General features: G+C 71.3%; 27 protein-coding genes and 1 tRNA gene. 10 read left to right on the top strand and 18 right to left on the bottom strand.

The window, feature by feature from the left end:
- Position 1: 1 nt before the first annotated feature.
- The 3 genes from ISU07_RS04470 to nhaA form a co-directional block, all read right to left on the bottom strand.
- On the bottom strand, positions 2-1,303 hold the full coding sequence (locus tag ISU07_RS04470; protein WP_194705495.1) for an ArsB/NhaD family transporter: 1,302 nt from the start codon (positions 1,301-1,303) through the stop codon (positions 2-4).
- A gap of 104 nt (positions 1,304-1,407) precedes the next feature.
- Positions 1,408-1,932 carry a CBS domain-containing protein gene (locus ISU07_RS04465; protein WP_194705494.1) on the bottom strand — a complete coding sequence of 175 codons (525 nt, stop codon included), beginning with the start codon at positions 1,930-1,932 and terminating at the stop codon, positions 1,408-1,410.
- A gap of 31 nt (positions 1,933-1,963) precedes the next feature.
- Positions 1,964-3,148: a Na+/H+ antiporter NhaA gene (nhaA, locus tag ISU07_RS04460; RefSeq protein WP_194705493.1), complete on the bottom strand. Its 1,185-nt coding sequence runs from the start codon at positions 3,146-3,148 to the stop codon at positions 1,964-1,966.
- A gap of 160 nt (positions 3,149-3,308) precedes the next feature.
- Between nhaA and ISU07_RS04455 the strand changes: the two genes are divergently transcribed.
- Positions 3,309-3,710 (top strand): phage holin family protein, encoded by a 402-nt coding sequence (locus ISU07_RS04455; RefSeq protein WP_194705492.1) that lies wholly within the window; start codon positions 3,309-3,311, stop codon positions 3,708-3,710.
- A 6-nt stretch (positions 3,711-3,716) separates the two neighbouring features.
- On the opposite strand, the gene ISU07_RS04450 is transcribed toward ISU07_RS04455, so the two are convergent.
- The 4 genes from ISU07_RS04450 to nth are packed head-to-tail and all read right to left on the bottom strand — an operon-like array spanning position 3,717 to position 6,912.
- A complete protein-coding gene (locus tag ISU07_RS04450) occupies positions 3,717-4,892 on the bottom strand; it encodes a MarP family serine protease (RefSeq protein ID WP_194705491.1) in 1,176 nt (391 codons plus the stop codon).
- The gene (locus ISU07_RS04445) at positions 4,893-5,600 is read right to left on the bottom strand and encodes an NUDIX hydrolase (protein WP_194705490.1); all 708 of its coding nucleotides are present in this window, start codon (positions 5,598-5,600) and stop codon (positions 4,893-4,895) included. It lies immediately after the preceding gene.
- Positions 5,597-6,211 carry a TlpA family protein disulfide reductase gene (locus ISU07_RS04440; RefSeq protein WP_194705489.1) on the bottom strand — a complete coding sequence of 205 codons (615 nt, stop codon included), beginning with the start codon at positions 6,209-6,211 and terminating at the stop codon, positions 5,597-5,599. The genes ISU07_RS04445 and ISU07_RS04440 overlap by 4 nt, the downstream gene beginning before the upstream one ends.
- The gene (gene nth / locus ISU07_RS04435) at positions 6,208-6,912 is read right to left on the bottom strand and encodes an endonuclease III (protein ID WP_194705488.1); all 705 of its coding nucleotides are present in this window, start codon (positions 6,910-6,912) and stop codon (positions 6,208-6,210) included. The genes ISU07_RS04440 and nth overlap by 4 nt, the downstream gene beginning before the upstream one ends.
- A gap of 95 nt (positions 6,913-7,007) precedes the next feature.
- Here nth and ISU07_RS04430 point away from each other — a divergent pair, with 95 nt between their 5' ends.
- On the top strand, positions 7,008-7,685 hold the full coding sequence (locus ISU07_RS04430) for a Crp/Fnr family transcriptional regulator (protein WP_194705487.1): 678 nt from the start codon (positions 7,008-7,010) through the stop codon (positions 7,683-7,685).
- Between the two features lie 144 nt (positions 7,686-7,829).
- Here the strand turns inward: ISU07_RS04430 and ISU07_RS04425 are convergent, their stop codons facing one another.
- From ISU07_RS04425 to ISU07_RS04405, 5 genes are all read right to left on the bottom strand, one after another.
- A complete protein-coding gene (locus ISU07_RS04425; RefSeq protein ID WP_194705486.1) occupies positions 7,830-8,750 on the bottom strand; it encodes a PDDEXK family nuclease in 921 nt (306 codons plus the stop codon).
- Positions 8,751-8,959: 209 nt separating this feature from the next.
- The gene (locus ISU07_RS04420; RefSeq protein ID WP_323742424.1) at positions 8,960-9,766 is read right to left on the bottom strand and encodes an MBL fold metallo-hydrolase; all 807 of its coding nucleotides are present in this window, start codon (positions 9,764-9,766) and stop codon (positions 8,960-8,962) included.
- Positions 9,763-10,620: an NUDIX hydrolase gene (locus ISU07_RS04415; protein ID WP_194705485.1), complete on the bottom strand. Its 858-nt coding sequence runs from the start codon at positions 10,618-10,620 to the stop codon at positions 9,763-9,765. Before ISU07_RS04415 ends, ISU07_RS04420 begins: the two co-directional genes overlap by 4 nt.
- The gene (locus ISU07_RS04410; protein ID WP_194705484.1) at positions 10,620-11,078 is read right to left on the bottom strand and encodes a RidA family protein; all 459 of its coding nucleotides are present in this window, start codon (positions 11,076-11,078) and stop codon (positions 10,620-10,622) included. The genes ISU07_RS04415 and ISU07_RS04410 overlap by 1 nt, the downstream gene beginning before the upstream one ends.
- A gap of 3 nt (positions 11,079-11,081) precedes the next feature.
- Positions 11,082-11,240 (bottom strand): DUF4177 domain-containing protein, encoded by a 159-nt coding sequence (locus tag ISU07_RS04405; protein WP_180935256.1) that lies wholly within the window; start codon positions 11,238-11,240, stop codon positions 11,082-11,084.
- A 72-nt stretch (positions 11,241-11,312) separates the two neighbouring features.
- Here ISU07_RS04405 and ISU07_RS04400 point away from each other — a divergent pair, with 72 nt between their 5' ends.
- Positions 11,313-12,677, top strand: a complete 1,365-nt coding sequence (locus tag ISU07_RS04400; RefSeq protein WP_194705483.1) for an MFS transporter — start codon at positions 11,313-11,315, stop codon at positions 12,675-12,677.
- Here the strand turns inward: ISU07_RS04400 and ISU07_RS04395 are convergent.
- From ISU07_RS04395 to ISU07_RS04380, 4 genes are all read right to left on the bottom strand, one after another.
- A complete protein-coding gene (locus tag ISU07_RS04395; protein WP_194705482.1) occupies positions 12,650-13,258 on the bottom strand; it encodes a dihydrofolate reductase family protein in 609 nt (202 codons plus the stop codon). The two genes, ISU07_RS04400 and ISU07_RS04395, sit on opposite strands and share 28 nt — an antisense overlap.
- 63 nt (positions 13,259-13,321) lie before the next feature.
- Complete coding sequence (locus ISU07_RS04390) at positions 13,322-13,948, bottom strand: DUF1345 domain-containing protein (RefSeq protein WP_194705481.1); 627 nt, start codon at positions 13,946-13,948, stop codon at positions 13,322-13,324.
- 8 nt (positions 13,949-13,956) lie between these two features.
- Positions 13,957-14,586 (bottom strand): CoA transferase subunit B, encoded by a 630-nt coding sequence (locus ISU07_RS04385; protein WP_194705480.1) that lies wholly within the window; start codon positions 14,584-14,586, stop codon positions 13,957-13,959.
- Positions 14,583-15,353, bottom strand: coding sequence for a CoA transferase subunit A (locus ISU07_RS04380; protein ID WP_194705479.1), 771 nt, complete (start codon positions 15,351-15,353; stop codon positions 14,583-14,585). The genes ISU07_RS04385 and ISU07_RS04380 overlap by 4 nt, the downstream gene beginning before the upstream one ends.
- Positions 15,354-15,438: 85 nt before the next feature.
- Between ISU07_RS04380 and ISU07_RS04375 the strand changes: the two genes are divergently transcribed.
- Positions 15,439-16,443, top strand: coding sequence for an ArsA-related P-loop ATPase (locus ISU07_RS04375; RefSeq protein WP_194705478.1), 1,005 nt, complete (start codon positions 15,439-15,441; stop codon positions 16,441-16,443).
- Positions 16,440-17,642, top strand: a complete 1,203-nt coding sequence (locus tag ISU07_RS04370; RefSeq protein WP_194705477.1) for an ArsA family ATPase — start codon at positions 16,440-16,442, stop codon at positions 17,640-17,642. Before ISU07_RS04375 ends, ISU07_RS04370 begins: the two co-directional genes overlap by 4 nt.
- A gap of 21 nt (positions 17,643-17,663) precedes the next feature.
- Here the strand turns inward: ISU07_RS04370 and ISU07_RS04365 are convergent, their stop codons facing one another.
- A complete protein-coding gene (locus ISU07_RS04365; protein ID WP_194705476.1) occupies positions 17,664-17,954 on the bottom strand; it encodes a WhiB family transcriptional regulator in 291 nt (96 codons plus the stop codon).
- A 290-nt stretch (positions 17,955-18,244) separates the two neighbouring features.
- On the opposite strand from ISU07_RS04365, the gene ISU07_RS04360 reads away from it, so the two are divergent.
- Both ISU07_RS04360 and ISU07_RS04355 read left to right on the top strand, forming a co-directional pair.
- Complete coding sequence (locus ISU07_RS04360; protein WP_194705475.1) at positions 18,245-20,629, top strand: penicillin-binding protein; 2,385 nt, start codon at positions 18,245-18,247, stop codon at positions 20,627-20,629.
- Positions 20,630-20,850: 221 nt separating this feature from the next.
- On the top strand, positions 20,851-22,950 hold the full coding sequence (locus tag ISU07_RS04355; RefSeq protein ID WP_194705474.1) for an MMPL family transporter: 2,100 nt from the start codon (positions 20,851-20,853) through the stop codon (positions 22,948-22,950).
- Here the strand turns inward: ISU07_RS04355 and ISU07_RS04350 are convergent.
- Complete coding sequence (locus tag ISU07_RS04350; protein ID WP_194705473.1) at positions 22,947-23,405, bottom strand: GatB/YqeY domain-containing protein; 459 nt, start codon at positions 23,403-23,405, stop codon at positions 22,947-22,949. The genes ISU07_RS04355 and ISU07_RS04350 overlap by 4 nt on opposite strands.
- A 44-nt stretch (positions 23,406-23,449) precedes the next feature.
- On the opposite strand from ISU07_RS04350, the gene ISU07_RS04345 reads away from it, so the two are divergent.
- The 3 genes from ISU07_RS04345 (at position 23,450) to ISU07_RS04335 (ending at position 25,336) form a co-directional block, all read left to right on the top strand.
- Entirely contained in the window at positions 23,450-24,421 is a 972-nt protein-coding gene (locus tag ISU07_RS04345) for a metallophosphoesterase (protein WP_323742423.1), read from the top strand.
- 49 nt (positions 24,422-24,470) lie between these two features.
- Positions 24,471-24,544: transfer RNA gene (locus tag ISU07_RS04340), tRNA-Pro, on the top strand.
- A gap of 138 nt (positions 24,545-24,682) precedes the next feature.
- The gene (locus tag ISU07_RS04335) at positions 24,683-25,336 is read left to right on the top strand and encodes a response regulator transcription factor (protein WP_194705472.1); all 654 of its coding nucleotides are present in this window, start codon (positions 24,683-24,685) and stop codon (positions 25,334-25,336) included.
- Positions 25,337-25,373: the final 37 nt, after the last annotated feature.

Genomic DNA, 25,373 nt, shown 5'->3' with positions numbered 1-25,373 from the left:
GTCACGCCCAGACGAAGTAGCGCAGCGCGACGTACGGCATGCACAGGGCGACGGTCACCGCCGTGACGACCAGACCGTCTCGGGTGAACCGCCAGAACGAGATCGGGTAGCCGTTGCGCTTGGCGATGCCGGTGATGACGACGTTGGCGCTGGCGCCGATGGCCGTGGCGTTGCCGCCGAGATCGGCGCCCAGGGCCAGGGCCCACCAGAGGGACTGCTGGTGCGGTGGCAGCCCGGCCGCCGGACCCACCAGGTCGTGGACCAACGGGGCCATCGTGGCGACGTACGGGATGTTGTCGACGACTCCGGAGAGCACGGCCGACCCCAGGAGCAATCCCTGCGCAGCGGGCCCGTAGTGGTCGTCGATCGTCCCGGTCAACGTCCGTGCGAGGTCGCCGATGACACCTTGGTGCACCAGCGAGCCCACCATCACGAAGAGCCCGGCGAAGAAGAGCAGGGTCTCCCACTCGATCTCGTCGAGGTAGACCGGGTGCGGCACGTCCGCGACGAGCACCGCTGCTCCCGCGCCGAGTAGGGCCACCAACGACGGCTCCAGGTGGGTCACGGAGTGGGTCACGAAGCCGATCATCACGAGCACCAGCACCACTCCCACTCGCAGCAGCAGGCGTGAGTCTCGGATGGTCTCGCGGGCCTCCAGCCGCATCACGGCCTCGGCACGCTCCGGGTCGAAGCGCAGCCGGCGTCCCCAGAGCAGCCAGCACAGCCCGACGAACACCGCCAGGAGCACGACGACGATGGGAGTCAGGTGCACGAGGAAGTCGTTGAAGCCCAGGCCCGCGCGGCTGCCGATGATGATGTTGGGCGGGTCGCCGATCAGCGTGGCCGTGCCGCCGATGTTGCTGGCCATCGCCTCGGCGAGCAGGAAGGGAACCGGGTCCAGACCGAGCCGCTCGCACAGCAGGAGGGTCACGGGGGCGACGAGCAGGACCGTAGTCACGTTGTCGAGCAGGGCCGAGGCGACCGCCGTGATGACGACAAGCAGAACCATCATCCGGAACGGCCGCGCCCGCGCGCGCTGGGCCGACCAGATGGCCAGGAACTCGAAGACCCCGGTCTGCCGCAGGATGCCGACGATCACCATCATCCCGAAGAGCAGGAAGATGACGTTCCAGTCGATCCCCGTGTCCTCCGAGAAGAAGACCTCGTGGCCGCGCACGGCGCCGATGCCGACCATGGCGGCGGCACCGATCAGGGCCACCGCGGTGCGGTTGAAGCGCTCCGAGACGATGACGACGTACGCCGAGGCGAACACGAGCAGCGCGAGGACCGCGGTCAGGGACATCGGGTGGCTTCCGGGTCGACGGGGTGAGTCGCCGACCAGACTTCCCGGCACACCAGGTGCTCACCGTACACGGGCCGGGACGTCGGCTGGCCGGCCGGACGGTCTCAGCCGGGCTCGTGGCGGTGCAGCACATCCTGCTCGAGACGTCGACGCACCAGGGGGCTGTCCTGGCCGGCGGCCGCCGCGATGGCCGCCAGCACGCGGCTCAGCGTGATCACGCCGTGGAAGACGCCGTCGTCGTCGATGACCAGGGCGACGGGCGTGCGCCCGCCATCCATCACGCTGGCGATCTCGATGAGAGTGTCGTCCGGCAGCACCGACGGCGGCTTCACGGCGGCAAGCCTCTTGGCCTCGAGCAGCTGGCCGATCGTGGCGTGGTTCAGGGCGGCGCACATCTCGTCGGCGCCGGCCTCGTCGTAGGCGTGCGCCAGGTTCGGGTCGTCACGCACGTACTGCGGCAACACGAGGCTGAGCAGCTGGCTCCCCGGCACCACGGCCATCGGCACGCCGTCGTCGTCGGCGACCACCAGGCCGCTGAGGCGGTACTCCGCGATGACCCGGGCCGCCTCGGCACCGGTGGTGGCCTCGCGCACCATCGGCACTTGCTCCGCGAGCTGGGCGGCCTTCATGGCACCAATCTGTCACAGCCGCCACGGGGCCTCACGGCGTGATCCGCAGTCGGTCCCGGTGGCCCAGCACGAGTGCTCCGAGGAGACCCGAGGTCAGTGAGCCGACGAGCACGGCGGTCTTGGCCGCCTCGCGGTCGGCCCCGCCGAAGGAGAGGTCGGAGACCAGCAGCGAGACGGTGAAGCCGATACCGGCGAGGACGGCCATGCCGACCACGTCCCGCCACGACAGCGACTCGTCGAGCTCGGCGTGGGTGAACCGGGCGACCACCCACGCCCCGGTGAACACGCCCAGGGGCTTCCCCACCACCAGTCCGACGACCACGCCGATCACGATCGGGCTGCGCACCAGCCCTGCTCCTCCCGAGAGCGCCACGCCAGTCGACATCAGGGCGAAGAAGGGGACCGCGACACTGGAGGAGATCGGCGCCAGCAAGTGCTCGGCGTGCTCGGCGGGGCTGTGCTCCTCACCAGGGTCGTGACGCACCCGCGTCAGCAGGCCCAGTGCCACCCCCGCGATCGTGGCGTGGATGCCGGACTCGTGCACGGCCCACCAGCACACCACGCCGAGCGGCACGTAGACCCAGGGCGTCGCTACCCGTCGTGTTTGCAGCCAGGCCCAGACGACCATCGCGGCCACCGCGACGAGCAACGCCAGCAGGTGCAGCTGATCGGTGAAGAACACCGCGATGATGACGATCACGATCAGGTCGTCGACGACGGCGAGGGTGAGCAGGAACGCCCGTAGCGCCGTCGGCAGGTTGGAGCCGACCACCGCCAGCACGGCGAGTGCGAAGGCGATGTCGGTCGCGGCCGGGATCGCCCACCCGCCGGGCTCGCCCGATCCGCCGGAGTTCACGGCCAGGTAGAGCAGCGCGGGCACGGCGACGCCGCAGACCGCAGCGGCTACCGGGACGGCCGCGTCGGCCGGCCGGCGCAGCGAGCCGATGACGAGCTCGCGCTTGAGCTCGAGCCCGGCGACGAAGAAGAAGAGCGCGAGCGCCCCATCGGCCGCCCAGTGCTCCACGTCGAGCGGTCCGACCGCCAGGTGCCGCAGGTCGGTGTACCCGTCGGACCAGGGCGAGTTCGCCCACACGACCCCCAGCAGCGCGGCCGCGAGCGCCAGGACCCCGCCCACTGTCTCCTTGCGGAACAGGTCGCCGAGGAACGACGCCTCGCGCTGGTCCGGCTCCGGGAAGAGGCGGCTGACCAGGGACACGGCGTGCTCCGATCGGTCCGTGAACGGGTGGACGCGGTCACCGACAGCGTGCCGACCAGACTTCCCGGCTCACCGAGGACCACCCTACCGGGCGGTCTGGGCGCGGCTCCTGGCGAGTAGGGTCTGCACCGACCCGCGTCAGACCAGGGGGAAGGTGTCAATGGCGATCCAGCCGGTGCAGGACGAGCCCACCATCGGGCGACTCGTCTCCGACGCCAGTCGGGACATCTCCTCGCTCGTCCAGAAGGAGATCCAGCTCGCGAAGAGCGAGCTGAAGGTCAGCGTCCGCAACGGTGGGCTCGGCGCCGGTCTCTTCCTCGGCGCGGCGTTCTTCGCGGTGATGGCTCTCATCATGTTCTCGGTGGCCCTGGCCTACTTCATCCACTGGAACGGGAGCGGCCTGGACCTCCACTGGGCCTTCCTCATCGTGTTCGGCCTCTACCTCCTGGTCGCCGCCCTGCTCGGGTACATCGGCTTCCGCAAGGTCCGCAAGGTGCGTCCGCCCGACAAGGCCATCGCCGAGGCGCAGGACATCAAGAAGGCCCTGACCAACCGCGGCTGAGGTCGCTCAGCCGGCACAGGCCCGGGTGTCGGCCGGCGCGCCGCTGTCCGCACCGAGCCGTGCCGCCTCGGAGACCTGCTCGGCGGTGAGGGCGTACCCCGTGTCGGAGTCGGTCAGCGACGCCGCGAACACCACGCCCACCACGTCGCCGCCGGACGACAGCACCGGGCCGCCGGAGTTGCCGGGCCGGACCTTGCCGCGCAGCGACAGCACCTCGCGGATCACCGCGCCGTCGCCGTAGATGTTGGGTGACCGCAGGCGCTGCTCGGAGCGGACCCGGGCGGTCTGCACGTCGTACGGGCCGTCCTGGGGGTACCCGAGGATGGCCACGCCCTGCTGCGGCTGGACCGAGACGTCGAACGGCAGCGGCGTGACGTCGCCGGAGTCGACCGCGATGACCGCCACGTCGACGTCGGGGTCGTAGTAGACGACCGTGCCGTTGACCGCGCTGCCGCCGATCTCGACCGACGGCTTGTCGACGCCGGCGACCACGTGCGCGTTGGTCATCACCCGGTTGCGGGCGAAGAGGAAGCCGGAGCCCTCGATGCCGCGCCCGCACGAGTTGACGCTCTCGATCTTCACCACGGCGGGCTGTGCGCGCACGACGTCGGGGTCGGTGAGCAGCCGCGTCGGTCCAGGGCCGACGGGGACGATGCGCTCGGGCGCGAAGGGTTCGAGGTACCGCGGGAAGAAGGACGTGCCGACGACGTTGTTGAACGCCTTCAGCACGTTGTCGGCGGAGTCCGGCAGCGCCAGGTCGACCTGCTTGAGGATGTACGACTCGCGCACCAGCGGCGTGATCCCGGAGATGCCCGACCCCGCGACGGCCACGCCGAGGGCCCACGAGACGAGCAGCACGGCCGCGCCGCTCAGGGCCGCGCCACCGACGGCGTCCACCGCGCGGAACGGCTGCCAGCGGATGGTGTCGCGCAGCCGCGCACCGCCGAACTGGAAGACGGCCTGCCCCAGGCTGGCGGTCAGGATCACGATGAACAGCGCGCCCAGCGAGACCAGCACCGAGGGGTTGGCGTCGCCCAGGGCGAGGGGGGCCAGCCAGACGCCGGTGAGGCCGCCGAGCAGCAGCCCCGCGGTCGCGCAGGCACCGGTGATGAAGCCCTGCCAGTAGCCCGAGAGGGCGTAGGTCAGCACGAGGCCGACCAGCACCCAGTCGAGCAGGTTCACTCAGGTCTCCGAGCTGTCGGGCGGTGCCGCGGGCGGCGTACGTCTGGTGACACCTTGCAGCATGTACGACGGGAGGTCACGGACCTCGTAGTCGTCCCACGGCGTGGCCCACCCGAGGTAGTCGAACAGCCGCGTGATCACTCCCGCCGTGAAGCCCCAGAGGATGACGTCGCGGTCGGGGCCGATGAGGAAGGCCGGGCCGACCCAGCCCGACGGGTGCCTGGCCTGGATCCGGTGGTCGTCGCGCAGCAGCTCGGAGAGAGGGACGAGGTGGATCGCGTGCACCTCGTCGGGGTCGACGACCCGGACCTCCGTCGGCGTGCGCCACCAGCCGAGGACCGGCGTGACCGAGAAGTTGCTGGGCGGCAGCCACAGCTCGGGCAGCTCCCCGAGCAGCTCGACGCCGCCCGCGTCCAGCCCGGTCTCCTCCTCGGCCTCGCGCAGGGCCGCCTGCACGGGCGTCTCGCCGGGGTCGATCGAGCCGCCCGGGAACGAGACCTGGCCGGGGTGCGAGCGCATGTGGTGGGCGCGCTCGGTCAGCAGCAGCCGCCCGGACTCGAGGTCGTGGCCGGGACCGTCGGCGAAGAGGATGAGCACGGCGCCGCGCCGCGGGTCGGCGTCGTCGGGCGGCAGGAAGGGCGTCAGGTCGGTGGTGGTGATGGTCTCGACGCCGGCGCGGACGGGCTCCAGCCAGCGCGGGATCGTCACAGCCGGATCCCGAGGTGCTCGTCGACCAGGTCGAGCAGCTCCTGGTAGGACGTCACGGCGCCGGGCTTGACGTAGGTGACCGTGCCGTCGGCGGCGAGGAACACGAGGTAGGGCAGTCCGCGCAGCACCGGGAACGGCTTCTGGGCGCTGAGGTCGCCGTAGGGGTCGGCCACGGAGGGGTACGTCGCGCGCTTCTCGGCCAACAGCGCCATGGCGCCGTCGGTCTGCGGGTCCATGTAGTCGACGCCGAGCACGGGGACCTGGTCACCGTGCTGCGCGTAGAAGCGCTGGAGGATCGGGATCTCGTCGCGGCACTGCTGGCACCAGTAGGCCCACAGGCTGACCAGCATCGGCCCGCGCAGGGTGGACAGCTCGACGTCCGGCCCGCCGCCGAAGCACGGCAGCGACTGCCGCGGGAGGCCGCCGGAGACCGGACCGGCCCGGCCGGGCACGCAGTCGTCGATCCCGGCGGCCTGCTTCTCCTGGACGAGCGCGGGGGTGTCGACGTCGATGCCCTGGGCCTTCGGCACCTGGACGTCCTCGGGGTCGCAGCCGGTGGTCAGCCCGAGGAGAACGACCAGCGTGGCGAGGAGCGCGACCAGGCGCGTCATGCCCTGCCCTCGGTGCGGACGAGCTTCGCCGCGGTGACGGGGTCGGTCGGGCCGGCGCCGTACGCCGGGCACCACCGCGCGACCGTGCACGCGCCGCAGGCCGGCTTGGTGGCGTGGCAGACGCGGCGGCCGTGCCAGATGAGGTGGTGGCTGAGCAGGGTCCAGTCGCGCTTGGGGAACAGCGCTCCCACCTCGTGCTCGGCCTTGACCGGGTCGGTCTGCGCCGTCCAGCCGAAGCGGCGGGCCAGCCGGCCGAAGTGGGTGTCGACGGTGATCCCCGGGAGGCCGAAGGCGTTGCCGAGGACGACGTTGGCGGTCTTGCGGCCCACACCGGGCAGCTCGACGAGGTCCTTGAGGCGGGGAGGTACGTCGCCGCCGTGGCGCTCGACCAGCGCCGCGCTGAGCTTGAGCAGCGCGTCGGTCTTGGCGCGGAAGAACCCGAGGGGCCCGACGATCTTCTCGAGGTGGTCGCGGTCGGCGGCGGCCATCGCGGTGGCGTCGGGGTACGCCGCGAACAGGGTCGGCCGGACGGCGTTGACGCGCTTGTCGGTGGTCTGGGCGGACAGGACCGTCACCACGAGGAGCTCGAAGGGGTTGTCGAAGTCGAGCTCGCACTTCGCGTCCGGGTAGGTCTCACCGAGGACTCGATCGATCTTCCTGGCCCGCCTGACGAGGGCGGTCCGGGTCTCCTCCCGCGGCACCCGCTCAGCCTACGGTGGGGCACCGACGACCAGGCCGTCCGTCCTGTCCGGATGAGTGGTGTCTGTGACCCAGGCCACTGGTTAGGATCTGCTGCGTGGACAACGACGTGGTGCGGCAGGCCCCGCTCTTCAGCGCGCTCGACGACGAGGCGGCCACCGCACTGCGCGCCTCGATGTCGGAGATCAAGCTGCGCCGTGGCGAGGTGCTGTTCCACGAAGGTGACTCCGGCGACCGTGCCTACATCGTGCTCGACGGCAAGGTGAAGCTCGGCCGCACCTCCAGCGACGGCCGCGAGAACCTGCTGGCGATCCTCGGTCCCGGCCAGATGTTCGGCGAGCTGTCGCTCTTCGACCCCGGCCCCCGCTCGGCCACGGTCACGGCCGTCACGGACTCGTCGTTCACCTCGCTCTCCCACGAGGACCTGCTCCGCTGGCTGGACGGCCGGCCCCAGGTCGCCCGCGGCCTCCTCGCCCAGATCGCCGGCCGCCTGCGCAAGGCCAACGACGTCAACGCCGACCTGGTCTTCTCCGACGTCCCCGGCCGCGTCGCCAAGGCCCTCCTGGACCTCGCCGACCGCTTCGGCCGCACCGCCGACGACGGCGTCCACGTCCACCACGACCTGACCCAGGAGGAGCTCGCCCAGCTCGTCGGCGCCTCCCGCGAGACCGTCAACAAGGCTCTCGCCGACTTCGCGAGCCGCGGCTGGCTCCGCCTCGAACCCCGCTCCGTCGTGATCATGGACGTCGAACGCCTCCAACGCCGCGCCCGCTGACCCGCCTGCGCTGCCGGGGGTGCGGGTGGGTGCCGGTTCTGGCGCGATCGCGCCGGAATTGCAGATCTCGCGGCCCGAAACCTGCTGTACGGCTGCGATCGCGCGATTTCTGGCACCACAAGCATCCGGAAATGGGCACGTGGGTCAGGCGGCGAAGTACTGCTCCCAGGCGTCCGAGATCGGCGGCACCGAGCCGAAGCCACGCAGGACGAGCTGGCGACGTACGCGCTCGAGGGTTCGTCGCGGCTGGCGGAAGATTCCCGAGGCCGTGACGACCAGGACTCGGATGCCCTCGTCGTCGAACTCCTCGCGACGGTCCAGGTCCGTCTCCCACTGTGCTGTGTCCTCGGCGTGCTGCCGACCGTCGTACTCGACGACGAGCTGGGCCTCCGGGTACCAGAGGCCGTACCGGCGCCGCCACGAACCATCGAGGTTGCGGACGATGTGGTTGACATCCGGTTCAGGTAGTCCGCCGAGGACGATGAGCATGCGCAGCCTGGACTCCATCGGGGAGTCGACACCGGCTCGGACGAAGCCGGCCGCGTACGCGGCGGCTCCAGCGTGGTGCTCCTCGCTGGAGAGGCATGCCTGCACGAGCTGCTCGGGTGTGATGGGGCGGTGCCGGACCATCCAGTCGCCGATGCAGACAAGGTCGACGAGCCCCAGGTAGCCCGCGAGGTCCACGAACGTCGACACGAGGTCGCTCGTGACGACGCCACGGATCTTGACCGTCGGCCTCCTTCGGGTCGCCACGTGCGACTTGATCTCGGGTCGGTAGCGGCGATCCTCGTGGGCGAACACCATCACGTGCTCGAAGCAGTGTTCGGGAAGTGGGAAGTCGTGGAGGCGTCCGGCCGAGAAGTGGCTCGCGATCGCTGAGGCCGGGTGTAGCGCGAGTGCTGCCTTGATGCGGGTGTCCGCGTCGATCGCGTTCCTGAGGATCCAGACGCTGTGGAACACACGCTGAAAGTCCTTGCGGCGCAGCTCGTCGAACGTCTTCCCCGACTCCAACCACGTCGCAGTCGTGAACGGCTCCGTCGGGTCCGGGGGCTTCATCAGTCCCATGACCGGAAGGTTGCCCTGGCTCCGCGGCCGGGTTGGTCGCTCTCCACAGGCGTCGCGTCCGCGCAGGTCAGGGGCGGTGTCGTGGTGCCGATAGCGGCGCGATCGCGCTCGTTCAGCAGGTTCTGGCTCCCGATACCTGCAATACCAGCGCGATCGCGCGATTCCCGGCACCCGCAGCACGACCCAAGCCCAACCCCGGCGTACCCCCGTCAGCCGCGCAGGTACTCGAGCTGGGCACGGACCGAGAGCTCGGCGGCGGGCCAGAGGACCTGGTCGACGTCGGCGTACACCAGCTCGACGATGCGGCGGGGGATGGTGTCGGGGTCGAGGGGCTCGCCGTCGCGCGCGGAGGCGTGGAGGGTGGCGAGGGCGTCGCGTACCTGCTCGAGGCGCTCCCGCCGATGGGCGATGTAGTGGTCGAGGGCCGGGAGGGCGTCGGGGATGACGGGGCCGTGGCCGGGCCAGATCGAGGCGATCTCGTGGGCGGACGCGAGGGCGTGGAGGCGGTCCAGCGACGAGAGGTAGGCACCCAGGGCGCCGTCGGGGTGGGCGACGACCGTCGTACCCCGCCCCAGCACCGTGTCGCCCGTCAGCACGGAACGCTCGGCCGGCAGCACGAACGACAGCGAGTCGGCCGTGTGCCCGGGCGTCGCGACGACGTGGATCTCCAGCCCGTCGACGGCGACCACGTCGCCGGCGCCCAGGCCCTCCGACCCGAGCCGATAGGCGGGGTCCAGCGCCCGTACGCCGCACCCCACGGACTCCGCGAAGGAACGAGCGGCCTCCGAGTGGTCCAGGTGGTGGTGGGTGAGCAGCACGACGGCGACGTCACCAGCCACCGAGCGGATCGCAGTGAGATGGGCAGGGAGCGCAGGCCCGGGATCGACCACGACCGAGCGCCGCCCGCCCGGCTCGCGCAGCACCCACGTGTTCGTGCCGTCCAGCGTCATCGGCGAGGCGTTGTCGGCCAGCACGCAGAGGGCGCGCGCGCCGAAGGCACCCCCGGCCCAGCTCACGACAGCCGCTCCTCCACCAGCGCCCGCAGGGACGGCGGGATCGACAACGTCGCCGAGGACCCCGTCCCCTCCACCTCCGGCATGAACATCTCCACGGGCTCGCGCGCGGCAGCGGCGTCGAGGACGGCAGCAGGCGAGTCGTACAGCCCGACCTCCAGGCACGTCAGGTACGTCGGCGGCAGCATCAGCAGCTCGCCGGCGTCGACCCGGGCGGCGGCGTCCTGAGCACCCAGCCACGTCACCGCCGACGACTCCGACGACACGTCCCGCGTGACCTGTCCGTCCGGCAGCGCGGCCACGAAGAACCACGTCCGGTAGCGCCGCGGCTCGAACACCGGCGTCAGCCAGCCGGACCACGCACCCAGGAGGTCGGTGCGCACCACGAGCCCGCGCGAGGCCAGGAACGCCGTGAACGACACCGACCGCGACTCGAGCGCGACGCGGTCGGCCTCCCAGTCCTCCCCGGTCGTGTCGGACACCACCGACGAGGGCGACGTACCCGCCAGCAGGACGCCCGACTCCTCGAACGTCTCCCGTACCGCGGCGCACACCAGCGCCCGCGCGGTCGCCTCGTCGGTGCCCAGCGACGACGCCCACGCCGACGGCGGCGGACCCGCCCACGCCACGTCCGCGTCGAAGTCGCGCGGGTCGACGCCGCCGCCCGGGAACACGCACATCCCGGCCGCGAACGCCATCGACGCCTGCCGCCGCAGCAGGTAGACCTCCGGACCGGACGACGAGGGCCGCAGCAGGACCACCGTCGCCGCGTTGCGCGGCTCGGCCGGCTCGAGCGCACCCGAGGCGTACGCCGCCGCCTGCTCCACGAGGGCCGCCGGCAACGGGATCCGCAGCATCAGACCTCGACGATCAGCTCGACCTCGACCGCGGCATCCAGCGGCAGGACCGAGACACCGACAGCCGACCGCGCGTGCTTGCCGGCCTCGCCGAAGACCTCGCCCAGCAGCTCGGACGCGCCGTTGGCGACCTTCGGCTGCGCGGTGAAGTCCGGCTCGGACGCCACGAACACCACGACCTTCACCACCCGCCGGACCAGGGAGAGCTCACCGATCTCGGCCTTGATGGCCGCGAGCGCGTTCAGCGCACACTGCCGCGCCGCCTCGTAGCCCTGCTCCTCGCTGACGCCGCCGCCCAGCTTGCCGGCCGCCACCAGCGCCCCGTCGCGCATCGGCAGCTGACCGGCCGTGTAGACCAGCGTGCCGGTCCGCGCCGTCGGCTGGTACGCCGCCACCGGCGGCACCACCTCCGGCACGCTGAGCCCCAGCTCGGCCAGTCTCTCCTCCGGTGTGCTCATCGATCAGCCCTCCAGGGGGCGCTTGAAGTAGCCGACGAGGTTCTCCGGGTTCATGCCCGGCGCGATCTGCACCAGCTCCCACCCGTCCGCGCCGAAGTTGTCCAGGATCTGCTTCGCCGCATGCGTCAGGATCGGCGCCGTCAGGTACTCCCACTTGGTCATGTCCGCACCCTACTCATCGGCCTCGGACGAACGATTGACCTCAACTCGGCTTGAACTCCTACCGTGTGTCCCATGGCGACGACGGTGAACGAGCGGCCCCGACTGCTCTCGCCCACGTACGCCGCCACGACGGTGGGCATGTTCGCGCTCTGCGCCTTCGTGGCGTTCGAGGCGACCGCGGTCACCACCGTGATGCCGACCGTGGCCCGCGAGCTGGACGGCGTCGGGCTCTTCGCCCTCTCCTTCGCCGCCCCGCTGGCCAGCGGGGTCGTCGGCATGGTGGCGGCGGGCGGCTGGAGCGACCGGAAGGGCCCGGTCACCCCGCTCGCGGTCGCGCTGCTCCTCTTCGCGGCGGGCCTGGTGGTCTGCGGCACCGCGCCGACCATGGAGGTGCTCGTCGCCGGGCGCGTGCTCCAGGGCCTCGGCGGTGGTGCGCTGACGGTCTGCCTCTACGTCCTGGTCGGCCTGGTCTTCCCCCCACTCCTCCAGCCCGCGATCTTCACCAGCTTCGCGGCGGCCTGGGTGCTGCCCACCCTCTTCGGACCCGCGCTGGCGGCGTACGTCGCCCACGTGGCGGGGTGGCGCTGGGTCTTCCTCGGCGTGGTCGCCCTGGTGGCCGCGGCGGCCCTCCTGATCGCACCGTCCCTGCGCACGCTGGACGCCCGGGCCACCGGCGAGAGCTCGCCGCGGTCGCGGCTGGTCTGGGCCGTCGTCGGCGCCGCCGCCGTGCTCGCCCTCGAGCTGCTGGGGTCACGGCGCGGCGCCGTCGCCGTGCTCACCGTCGTGGCCGCCGTGGTCGTCGTGGTCGCGCTCCGTCGGCTGCTCCCGACGGGCACGCTGCTCCTCCGGCACGGCCTGCCCGCGGTCATCGCGACCCGCGGCCTGCTCAGCGGCACGTTCTTCTGCGGCGAGACCTACATCATCTTCGTGCTCCAGGAGCGCTGGGGACTCAGCGCCGGTGTCGCCGGGCTGGCGCTCACCGGCGTCGGCCTGGTCTGGCCGCTGGCCAGCTGGGTCCAGTCCCGCCTCGGGCCGCGGCTGAGCGACGTCGCCGCCATGCGGGGCGGCAGCGTCCTGGTCCTCGCCGGCATCGTCGGGCTCACCGCGGCCGTGGCCGTGCACACGTCCGCGCCGGTGGCCGTCGCGGCGTACGTCCTCGCCGGCGCCGGCATGGGCTTCGCCTACCCGCGCACCAGCGTCGCGATGCTGGCCGAGTCCGGGGACTCCGACCGGGGCTTCAACTCCTCAGCCCTCTCGATCGCGGACTCCCTCGGCGGCGCGCTGGCCATCTCGGCCTCGGGCGCCGTGTTCGCGATCGCAGCGCGAGCCGACGGGGACGCGTTCGTCGCCGCGCTCTCGCTCGGCTGCGGGGTCGGCGTGCTGGCCGTGCTCGCCGCGGCACGCACGCGTCAGGCGGCTCCGCGCAGCACGTCGTAGTGCGTGTGCACCGCCCACTCGGACGGGTGCACGCTCCGGATCCGCAGGTCCACGTCCTTCTCGAACCCCGCGAACAGCCGCTTGCCGGCACCGAGGATCACCGGCGCCGTGGAGACGATGAGCTCGTCCACGGCCTCCATGGCCAGGGCCTGTCGGATCACGTCGGCGCCGCCGCCGATCGAGACGTCCTTGTCGCCGGCGTCGCAGCGCGCGGCGTACAACGCGTGGTCGAGGCCGTCGACGAAGTGGAAGCCGTTGGCGGGGTCGGGCTGGTCCTCGATGTGGTGGGTGAGGACGACGAGCGTGCCCGGGAACGGGTTGTGGCCGCCCCACGCGCCGGCCGCGTCGTACATCCCGCGGCCGACGATGCCGCCGCCGATGCGCGCGACCAGTGGCTCGTAGAACGCCCTGTCGGCGTCGCTCATCGCGAAGGAGTGCTCGCCGTCGTAGGTCCACGGGCCGCCCATCACCCAGTTGTGCAGGCGCTCGCCGCCGCGGCCCAGGCCGAGCTCCGGCCCGTCGTCCGGCCCGGTGACGTAGCCGTCGACGGACGTGGTGATCGACGCGATGACCTTGCTCATGTGCCCATCCTCCTGAAGTCGGCTCCGCAGGGACAGACCGGCGGGCACACCGTCACTCATCGGTCACTTCTTGGTGGCGATGCCGGCGACCAGGTTGATGGTGCTCGCGAGGACCACGGCCCCGAAGACGTACGAGAAGAGCGTGTGCCGCAGCACCACCGCCCTGATCTCCGGGTCGGACACGGCGGTGTCGGAGACCTGGTAGGTCATCCCGAGGTTGTAGCTGAAGTAGAGGAAGTCCCGGTACGCCGGCGGGTCGTCGGAGTTGAAGTCGATGCCGCCCTGCGGCGGGCCGTAGTACAGGTAGGCGTACCGCGCGGCGTACATCAGGTGCAGGCTCGCCCAGGCCATGAACACGCCCGCCAGCGCCAGCCCCGCCACGATGTGCCGGTCGCCCGAGTGGGCGAGCAGCAGGACCACGACCCCGAGCAGGCCGGCGAGGGCGACACCCACCACGAACGGCTCCTCCGCGGCGGGACGGAACTCCTCGCGCCGCGCGTTGGTCCGCGTCTGCGTGGCGTCCATGGGCCAGAGCGCGACCCATCCGAGCAGCACGAACAGCCCGAGGGCCACGGGGACCCCGACCAGCACGGCGATCGTCCACGTCACCAGCGCGAGCCCACCGGCCGTGGCGGCAGCGCCCACGGCCAGAGCCACGAGCAGCCGCGCCGTCGCGCCGGAGCGCCTCATGACAGGCGTCAGACCAGGATCGACGGCTCGGTCTTCTCGCGGACCTCGTCCTCGGTGACTCCCGGCGCGAGCTCGACCAGCCGCAGCCCGTCCGGCGTGACGTCGAGCACGCAGAGGTCGGTGATGATGCGCTGCACGACGCCGCGGCCGGTGTAGGGCAGGTCGCACTCGTCGAGGATCTTCTTCGAGCCGTCCTTGGCGACGTGCTCCATCAGCACGATCACCCGCTTGGCACCGTGGACCAGGTCCATCGCGCCGCCCATGCCCTTGACCATCTTCCCGGGGATCATCCAGTTGGCGATGTCGCCCTTGGCCGAGACCTGCATGGCGCCGAGGATCGCCGCGTCGATCTTGCCGCCGCGGATCATCCCGAAGGACGTCGCGGAGTCGAAGAACGACGCGCCCTTGCGCAGGGTCACCGTCTCCTTGCCGGCGTTGATGAGGTCGGGGTCCTCCTCGCCGTCGTACGGGTACGCCCCGACGCCGAGGATGCCGTTCTCGGACTGGAGCACGAGCTCCACGTCGTCGGCGACGTAGTTGGGCACCAGCGTCGGCAGGCCGATCCCGAGGTTGACGTACGACCCGTCGGTCAGCTCCGAGGCCGCGCGGGCGGCCATCTCCTCGCGAGTCCAGCTCATCGGGGCCGCACCGTCCTCTTCTCGATCCGCTTGTCCGCGGCCTGCTCCGGTGTGAGCGCGACGACGCGCTGCACGAACACCCCCGGCGTGTGCACCTCGTTGGCGTCGATCTCACCCGGCTCCACCAGGTCCTCGACCTCGGCGATGGTCACCCGACCGCACATCGCGGCGAGCGGGTTGAAGTTGCGCGCGGAGTCCCGGTAGACGAGGTTGCCGTGCCGGTCGCCCTTCCAGGCCCGCACCAGGCCGAAGTCGGCGACGATCGACTCCTCCAGGACGTACTCGCGGGTCTCGCCGTTGACGGTGAAGTCACGGGTCTCCTTGGCCGGCGAGGATACGACCACGTTGCCGGCCTCGTCGTACCTCCACGGCAGCCCGCCCTCGGCGACCTGGGTGCCGCCACCGGTCGCGGTGAAGAAGGCCGGGATGCCTGAGCCACCGGCCCGCATCCGCTCGGCGAGCGTGCCCTGCGGCGTGAGCTCGACCTCGAGCTCGCCGGAGAGGTACTGCCGCGCGAACTCCTTGTTCTCACCGACGTACGACGAGATCATCCGGCGGATCCGGCGCTGGCCCAGCAGCAGCCCGAGCCCCCAGTCGTCGACACCGCAGTTGTTCGAGACGGCCTCGAGGTCCGTCGTACCGGCGTCCAGCAACGCCTGGATCAGCACCGACGGGATGCCACACAGCCCGAACCCGCCCACCGAGAGAGTTGCCCCGTCGGGGATGTCCGCGACCGCCTCGGCGGCCGATGCCACGACCTTGTCCACGCGAGGATCGTAGTCACGCGGCACCGAGGTCTCGTGACGGGACTTCGTCCCTCCTCGACGTGCGGTGCCGCCCTAGGCTGTTCGTGTGCCACCCGACTTCCCCGGAGTACGACTCCACGTCGTCACCGGCAAGGGCGGCACCGGGAAGTCGACCGTCGCGGCGGCGCTGGCCCTGGCGCTGGCGGGTCCCGGCAAGAACGTCCTGCTCTGCGAGGTCGAGGGCCGCCAGGGCATCGCGCGGATGTTCGACGTCGACCCGCTGCCGTACGCCGAGCGGCGGCTGGCCACCGGACTGGTCGGCGAGCACGGGGAACGCGGCGGCGTGGTGCACGCGCTGCACATCGACCCCGAGTCCGCGCTGCTGGAGTACCTCTCCATGTACTACAAGCTCGGCCCGGCCGGCCGGGCCCTGGACCGCTTCGGTGTCATCGAGTTCGCGACCACCATCGCGCCGGGGGTGCGCGACGTGCTGCTGACCGGCAAGGTCTACGAGGCGGTCAAACGCAACGCCCGCAACCGGGGTGCGATCGAGTACGACGCCGTGGTGCTGGATGCGCCGCCGACCGGCCGGATCGCCCAGTTCCTCGGCGTGACCAGCGAGCTGGCCGGGCTGGCCAAGGTCGGGCCGATCAAGACGCAGTCGGACAACGTGACCCGGCTGCTGCGCTCGGACCGGACCGCGGTGCACCTGGTGACCGTCCTCGAGGAGATGCCCGTCCAGGAGACCGTCGACGGCATCGCCGACCTCCGCGCACACGACCTGCCCGTGGGTGGCGTGGTGGTCAACATGGTGCGTCCCCAGGTGCTCGACCAGAAGTCGCTGACCGAGGTGCGCAAGGACGAGGTCGACCGGGCCGCGATCGCCGCCGACCTGAAGCACGCGGGCCTGGAGGCCGACGAGCTGCTGCTGGACGGGCTGGTCGCCGAGGCCCGGGACCATGCCGAGCGGCAGGCGCTCGAGGATGCGCAGCGCAAGGTCGTGGCCGGCCTGGGCCTGCCGACGTACGAGCTGCCACGGCTCGCCGACGGCATCGACTCCGGCGCCCTCCACGAGCTCGCCGCCCTCCTCCGCGACCAGGGCCTGGCATGACGCGCCCCGCACCCGGCCAGGCGCCCCTCCTCGACGTGGACGCGCTGCTCGACGACCGGTCGGTCCAGATCGTCGTGTGCTGCGGCTCGGGTGGCGTGGGCAAGACCACGGTCTCGGCGGCGCTCGCGCTCCGGGCGGCCGAGCGGGGCCGGCACGCGGTGGTGCTGACGATCGACCCGGCGCGCCGGCTCGCGCAGTCGATGGGCATCGAGCAGCTCGACAACACCCCGCGTCCGGTGGCGGGCGTCGACGCGACGAACGGCGGCAGCCTCGACGCGATGATGCTGGACATGAAGCGCACCTTCGACGAGGTGGTCGAGAGCCAGGCCAGTCCGGAGAAGGCGCGCCAGATCCTCGACAACCCCTTCTACCAGGCGCTGTCGTCGTCGTTCGCGGGGACGCAGGAGTACATGGCGATGGAGAAGCTCGGGCAGATCTACCGCGACTCGCAGGGCACCTACGACCTCATCGTCGTGGACACCCCGCCCAGCCGCTCGGCGCTCGACTTCCTCGACGCGCCGGAGCGGTTGTCGAGCTTCCTCGACGGGCGGTTCATCCGGCTGCTGCTCGTGCCGGCGCGGGGTCCGGCGCGGTTCATGACGGCGGGGCTGGGGATCGTGACGGGCGCGCTGACCAAGGTGCTGGGCGCGCAGGTGCTGCGGGACGTGCAGACGTTCGTGGCGGCGTTCGACACGCTCTTCGGCGGCTTCCGCCAGCGCGCGCAGCAGACCTTCCGGCTGCTCCAGGCCGACGGTACGGCGTTCCTCGTCGTGGCTGCGCCGGAGCCGGACGCGATGCGCGAGGCGGCGTACTTCGTCGAACGCCTCAGCGACGACGCCATGCCGCTGGCCGGCCTGGTGGTCAACCGGGCCGGCCAGCGGCCTCTCGGGGGGGTGACCCCCGAAGAGGCCTCGTCCGCAGCGGCCAAGCTGGTCAAGAGCCTGGGGAGAGAGGACCCAGGGATGACAGACAGCACGCAGGGGCCGCTGGCGGCGGGCCTTCTTCGCCTGTACGCCGACCGGAGCCGGCAGGTGGCTCGGGAGGCGGTGCTGCGCTCACGGTTCGCGGCCGCGCACCCCCAGGTGCCTACGGCCGTCGTCCCCGCTCTCGCGGGTGACGTCCACGACCTCGACGGTCTCCGTCGTGTCGGCGTCCTCCTGGGGGGTCAGGACGAAGACACTCGGCGGGAGACCGGCTGAGACCGGTCGGAACCGCTGGCGTCAGACGCCGGCCTTCACCGGTGACGTCGCGTTGGTGCGAGCCGTCTCGAGCACCGCGCGCCACTTGGCGTTCGGGTTGCGCTTGAGGAGGGCCCGGCGCTCGCGCTCGGTCATCCCACCCCAGACGCCCCACTCGATCTGGTTCTCCAGGGCCTCGGCCAGGCACTCGGCCTTCACCGGGCAGCCCGCGCAGAGCTTCTTGGCCTTGTTCTGCTCAGCACCCCGCACGAACAGCTGGTCGGGCTGGGATGCACGGCAAGCTGCTTGGCTTGCCCACTCTTCGTTCCACATGACTGACGTCCCCACATCCGTCTTGACCGACGTCCCCATGACGCCGCCGGGTTTCCCCACGGAGAAACGTAAAGTTTCGAGCGTTCCGCCCACAGACCCCTAAAGGTTGGTTCCGTCTAGTCCGAAATGACTATGGACGGGTGACTAGACATCGGCAGGTTCGGTGTCACTTCCGGGCAAGTCGGACCCCGGCAAGTCGACATTTCCAGGCGAGGAACCTAGGCAAATACCTAGGCGTGAGCCACCGCTGAGGAATGGGTCGACAGTGACTAGTCCCGTACATTGTGCCCATGGCTCGTCCCCGGTCCGACCGACTCTCCGCGCCCCGAGTCCTCGGCCACGTCGTGGTCATGCTGGCCGTGGCCGCCGTCATGGGACTGGTCGCCGCCGGGCTCGCGATCCCCTTCGCAGGGGTCCTCGGCATCGGCTCCAAGCAGGTCGCGGAGGGCATGACCGGGCTGCCGGCCGAGCTCAAGACCGAGCCGCTGGCCCAGCGCACGGTCATGGTCGACGAGGCCGGCAACGTGATCGCCACGATCTACGACGAGAACCGCGTCAACGTCCCGCTGAAGCAGATCTCGCGGAAGATGGTCAAGGCCATCGTCGCGATCGAGGACTACCGCTTCTACCAGCACGGCGCGCTGGACCTGAAGGGCACGCTCCGCGCCCTCATCACCAACCAGGCCAACAACGGCGTGGTGCAGGGTGGCTCGTCGATCACCCAGCAGATGGTGAAGCTGACCCTGCTGGCCCAGGCCAAGGGCAACGAGAAGAAGATGGCCGAGGCCACCGACGACACCTACGCCCGCAAGATCCGCGAGCTGCGCTACGCCATCGCCTTCGAGCAGCACTACTCCAAGGACTGGATCCTCGAGCGCTACCTCAACCTCGCCTACTTCGGCGACGGCGCCTACGGCATCCAGTCGGCGGCCAAGCACTACTTCAACAAGAACGCCAAGGACCTCAGCTGGGGCGAGTCGGCGGTGCTGGCCGGCCTGGTGAAGAACCCCACCGGCTACGACCCCACCAACTACCCCGACCGCGCGCTGGACCGGCGCGACGTGGTGCTGGACCGGATGGCCCAGCTGAGCGTCATCAGCGACGCCAAGGCCGAGCAGCTGAAGAAGAAGGGCCTGGGGCTCGACGTCGTCAACACCCAGAACGGCTGCGTGTTCAGCCGGGCGCCGTTCTTCTGCGACTACGTCCTCCAGCGGCTCTACCACGACAAGTCGCTGGGCGACACGGTCGCGGAGCGCAAGGAGCTCCTCAAGTCCGGCGGCCTCACCATCCACACCACCATCGACCTGCGCGACCAGGACGCGGCCGACAAGTCGGTTGCCGACCACGTCTACCCGACCGACCAGGCGATCGGTGGCCTGGCGATGGTCGAGCCACGCACGGGCGACGTGAAGGCACTCGCCCAGTCCCGGCCGATGGGTCGCGACCGCAAGAAGGGCGAGACCTACCTCAACTACGTCGTGCCCAAGCGCTACGGCGACTCCAACGGCTTCCAGGCCGGGTCGACGTTCAAGGCCTTCGTCCTCGCCGCGGCGATCCAGAAGGGCATCCCGCTCGACACCCAGATCAACGCACCGCAGCAGGTGCACATCCCGATGTCGGACTACCCGACCTGCGGCGGGCACAACTTCTTCAGCACCGACGTCTGGGAGCCGGAGAACTCCACCGGTGCCGGCACCTTCAACCTCTACACCGGCACCCAGCTCTCGGTGAACACCTTCTTCGCCCAGCTGGAGCTGCAGACCGGCCTCTGCGAGCCCTACCGCCTGGCCAAGGCCATGGGCATCGACCTGACCGACCCCAACCGTGAGCGCGTCCCGTCGTTCACCCTCGGCGTCGTGGAGACCAGCCCGCTGGAGATGGCGGAGGCCTACGCCACGTTCGCCGGCCGCGGCCTGCACTGCGCAGCCCGCCCGGTCACCTCCATCGAGGACGCCGACGGCAACGTCGTGAAGGACTACAAGGAGGACTGCCAGCAGGTCATCGAGGCGCCGGTCGCCGACGCCGTCAACGACATCCTGCGCGGCGTCCAGGAGCCCGGCGGCTTCGGGTACGACGCCGGCATCTCCCTGAACCAGCCCTCGGCCGGCAAGACCGGCACGATCAACGACAACATGGCGGTGTGGTTCGTGGGGTACACCCCCAGCCTCGCCACCGCCTCGATGATCGCCGGCGCCAACGAGGAGGGCCACTGGGTCAGCCTCAACGGCCAGACGGTGGGCGGCTCCTACATCGACGCCGCGCACGGCTCGACCACGGCGGGCCCGATGTGGGGCGACGCCATGAAGGTCATCCAGCAGTGGCTGCCCGACGACGACTTCACCCCGCCGAGCGGCCAGGACGTCGCCGGCGTGCTCACGCAGATCCCGCAGACCGGCGGGATGAGCGTCGACCAGGCCACCTCGCTGCTGGAGTCGCTCGGCTTCGTGGTCCAGCTCGGCGGCTACCGCGACACCGGCTACGCCCAGGACACCGTCGCCTACACGCTGCCGGGCGCCGGCTCCGACGTGGCCAGCGGCACGACGGTGACGATCTACCAGTCCACCGGCCACGCCCCGCCGAAGCCACCTGGCGGCGGCGGCGGCGGCGGTGGCGGCGGCGGCGGTGGCGGTGGTGGTGGCGGCGGCCACGGCCACGGTCACGGGAAGCCCCACTGACGCACCGCGTCCTCCACAGCCTGCGACCCATGTAACGCGGTGTTAGGTGGTCTTACCCAGCGCTTGAACGCTGGGTAAGCCATCCGAACACCGCGTTACATGCGGGTCGACCCGACGACCGGGCCGCTCCGTGTCAGACGGCTGCAAGTCGGCCACAAGGCGGGGCCGCGAGTGTCCTCCTCGGACAACGACGTCCAGCACTGACCCGAGGAGAGATCGAGATGAGTCGCACCCTGGCCGCCGTCGGCCGGTACGCCGCCACCCACCCGTGGCGCACCATCGGCCTGTGGGCCGTGGTCGCCGCGGCCGTCTTCAGCCTGGCCGCCGCGTTCGGCGGCCCCACCCGCGAGGACTGGGACGTCCCCGCGGCACCCGCGCAGCACGGCACCGACCTGCTCCGCGCGCACCTGCCCGAGATGGGCAACACGTCCGCCCAGGTCGTCGTGCACGACGATGCGCCGCTGCCTTCGGGCACCCTGGACGAGCTGTCCGGCCGCCTGGCCACCCTCGACCACGTGCTCCGCGTGACCCCGCCCCGGATGTCCGCGGACGGCGACACCGCCGTGCTCGTGATGCAGTACGACGTCCCGGTCACCGACCCCGACGTCTACGAGGACATCTCCCCGATCGAGGAGGTCGTCCAGCCGTACCGCGACGCCGGGCTCCAGGTCGAGCTGGGCGGCGAGCTGCCCGGCACGGCCGTCGGCACCATGGAGGGCGTCGGCGAGATGATCGGCATCGGCGTGGCCCTCCTGGTCCTGCTGCTGGTGTTCCGCTCGGTCGTCGCCGCCGGCGTGCCGATCGTGCTCGCCGTCGCGGGCCTCGCGGTCGGAGGCGCCGGGGTGACCGTGCTCGCGGGCCTCATCTCCGTCACGCCGTACGCCCCGACGATCGCCACCATGGTCGGGCTCGGCGTCGGCATCGACTACGCGCTGCTGCTCCTCACCCGGATGCTCGAGGGCCGCCGGGCCGGCCTCTCGGTCATCGAGTCCGCGGCCCGCGCCGGCGCCACCGCCGGCCGCTCGGTCGTGCTCGCCGGCTGCACGGTGCTGGTGTCGCTGCTCGGCCTCAAGCTGGCCGGCCTGACGACGTTCAGCACGATGGGGTTCGCCACCGCGATCGCCGTCGTCGCGGTGATGGGCACGTCGCTGACCCTGGTGCCGGCCGTCTTCCGGCTCACGCACCGGTGGGTCGAGAAGCGGTTCCTGCGTCAGGTCGCGCGTCCCCGGGGCACGCGTGTCGAGCGCTGGTCCCAGCGTGTCGCCGGACGCCCGGTGCCGTGGATCGTCGGGGCGGGTCTCGTCATGATCGTGCTGGCCGCTCCCGTCCTGGACATGCGTACCTGGCCGCAGAGCGGCAGCGACGACCCGGCCAGCAGCCAGCTGCGGCGGGCCTACGACCTGGTGACCGAGGAGTTCGGGGCGGGCGCGCCCACGCCGTACCTCTTCGTCGCCGACCGCTCGGTGGTCGACGCGGGCACGCTCGCCGGCACCGTGGCCGAGCTGCGGCAGCGCGACGACCTCGTCAACGTCACCGACCCGCAGGTCTCGCCGGACGGCGCGATCGCGGTGGTCTCGGCCGAGTCCGTGTACGTCGACAACGACGCCCGCACCGGCGACCAGGTGGACTCGCTGCGGACCGGCCTCCCGGACGGCGTCGACCTCACCGGCACCTCGCCGATGATGAGCGACATCGCCGACCGGCTCGCGGGGCGGCTGTGGCTGGTCATCGCGTTCGTGGTGGCGACGTCGATGCTGCTCCTGCTGCTGATGTTCCGGTCCGTGTGGATCCCGGTGAAGGCGGCCGCGATGAACCTGCTGAGCGTCGCCGCGGCGTACGGCGTGGTGACGGCGGTCTTCCAGTGGGGCTGGGGCCTGGAGCTGCTCGGGGTCGACCACGCGCGGCCGGTGTCCACGTGGCTGCCGATCCTGATGTTCGCGATCCTGTTCGGGCTGTCGATGGACTACGAGGTGTTCCTGCTGTCACGGGTGCGCGAGGAGTACGAGCGCACGGGTGACCCGCGGGGCAGCGTGGCCCGGGGCCTCGCGGCGACCGGCACGGTGATCACCGCGGCGGCGGCGATCATGGTCGCGGTGTTCTTCGGGTTCATCAGCGAGTCCGCGACCATCATCAAGATGCTCGGGTTCGGGATGGGCACGGCGATCCTGCTCGACGCCACGCTGGTCCGGATGGTCCTGGTGCCCGCCACCATGACGCTCCTCGGCCACCGCAACTGGTGGCTGCCGGCCTGGCTGGACCGGGTGCTGCCGCGGGTGGCTCCGGAGGTGCACGAGGACGCTCCTGTCCTCGAGCGCGTCTAACCCAGCTGCTCCCTGACCGCGGCCGCGACGACACTCCCGTCGGCGCGGCCGCGGGTCTTGGGGGTCAGCACGCCCATCACCCGGCCCATCGCCTTCATGCCCTCGCCGGCCACGCCGAGCTCGGCGATCGTCTCGGCGACCAGCGCCGCGACCTCCTCGGGGCCGAGCTGCTCCGGCAGGTACTCCGCGATCACGGCGGCCTCGGCCAGCTCCTTGTCGGCCATCTCCTGACGGCCGCCGTCGGCGAACGCGGTCGCGGCCTCGCGCCGCTTCTTGGCCTCCGTGGTCAGCACCCCGAGCACGTCGTCGTCGCTGAGCTCCCTGGCCTCCTTGCCGGCCACCTCGGCGTTGGTGATCGCCGTCAGCACCATCCGCAGCGTCCCACTGCGCACCGCGTCCTGGGTCTTGATGGAGGTGGTCAGGTCGGCACGCAGCCGGTCCTTCAGGGCGCTCATGCCGCCATTCTCGCGTGTCCCCGGTCGTGTGGAACCCTGGGTGGGTGCGCCCCCTCGACCTCCTGGCCCGCACCGCGACCGCGGGTGCGGTCGGTGGCGCGGCCCTCACGGCGTACGCGATGTGGGAGGCGCGGCAGTTCGTGCTGCGCACCGTCGAGGTGCCGCTGCTGCCACTCGGCCACGACCCGCTGAAGGTCCTGCACCTCTCCGACATCCACATGACGCCCGGTCAGCGGGTCAAGCAGGACTGGCTGCGCGGGCTGGCCGCGCTGGAGCCGGACCTGGTGGTGAACACGGGCGACAACCTGGCGCACCGCGACGCCGTGCCGGTCGTCACCGACTGCCTCGGCGAGCTGCTCGACGTCCCGGGCGTGTTCGTGTTCGGGTCCAACGACTACTACGAGCCCACGCTCCGCAACCCGGTCAGGTACCTGCTGCCGGACACCGGCAAGCGGCACGTCGACGAGCCGCAGCTCCCGTGGCCGGACCTGCGCGACCGGTACGCCGCCGCCGGCTGGCTCGACCTCACCAACCGGCTCGACACGCTGAAGGTCGGGCGCACGTCGTTCGCGTTCGCCGGCGTCGACGACCCGCACCTGCGGATGGACCGCCTCGATCTCGTCGCCGGGCCCGCCGACGCCGGGGCCGACGTACGGCTCGCCGTCACCCACGCGCCGTACCTGCGGGTCCTCGACCAGTTCGCCGCCGACGGGTACGACGCGGTCGTCGCCGGCCACACCCACGGCGGCCAGGTCTGCCTGCCGGTCGTCGGCGCGCTGACCACCAACTGCGACCTCGAGAACGCCCGCGCCAAGGGCCTGCACCGCCACCCCGCGGACTCCCGGGACGGCGACCCGGGAAGTACGTGGCTGCACGTCTCCGCCGGCCTCGGCACCAGCCCGTTCGCCCGGATCCGGGTCGCCTGCCGCCCCGAGGCGACGCTGCTGACGTTCACCGCGCGCCCCGCTTCGCCACCGGCCTCAACCGATTGGGAGGGCGCCGCGCGGCTCGGGTAGGGTGGCGCAGGTTGCGGACCTGGAACCGGCTCGACCGGCCGGTCCGCATCGGGCTGTGGCGCAGTTTGGTAGCGCGCCTCGTTCGGGACGAGGAGGCCGCAGGTTCAAATCCTGTCAGCCCGACCGTGTGATCTTTCAAGAGATGCGCGACAGCCGGACCTGCGAGCGGCAGGTCCGGCTGTTGTGATGTCGGGGCTCGAAGACCTGCCGCAACGACCCGCGAAGGATGACAATGGCTCATCGAACGCGGGGGGTAGCGCGATGACGACGGTCCTGCACCACAGCACTCAGTCCGCAGTCCGGCGCCTCCTCATGGCGGAGCCGGAGCCGGGACCTGGGCTGCCGTCGGCGGCGGTCGACGCCCTGGCAGACCTGATCGGCTGCGACAGCTTCGACCTCTGCGAGGCCGACGAGACGGGTTGGTGCCTCTGGGAGCGCGTGCTGCCCTACGAGCAGCGCGACCCGCAGCTGTGCGACGGGCCGTTGTATACGGGCCTCCAGCACGACGCCGCGTTGCCCGTCTCGCTGCGCGAGGCGAGCGACTACGAGCTCACCGACATGGTTCGGCTCGGGTTCCGCAATCGGTCGGGCACGGTGACACAGATCTCCTACGACCGCCGGCACCACCACTTCACCGTGGATGAGGTCTCCCTGCTGAGGATGGTGGAGCCAGCCATCCGCCGCCTGGTCAGGGAGTCGGCCCAGCCCGGCTCGGCCCACTCGCTCTCGGCGGCCGAACGACGGGTACTGACCCTGGTGGCGACCGGCGCATCGAACCGTGAGGTCGCCGAGGAGCTCTACGTGACGATCCACACGGTGCGCAAGCACCTGGAGAACGCCTACCGCAAGCTGGGGGTCACCAACCGCACGTCAGCGGCCCTTCTCGTCACGGGCGGCTCTTCGCGCATCGGCTAATGTCCCGCCGCTGCCTCGGCTGCCAGCGTGGGTGGGT

The sequence above is a fragment of the Nocardioides islandensis genome (assembly GCF_015352455.1).
Lineage (GTDB): Bacteria > Actinomycetota > Actinomycetes > Propionibacteriales > Nocardioidaceae > Nocardioides > Nocardioides islandensis.
This window is presented reverse-complemented; position numbering and strand designations above follow the sequence as displayed.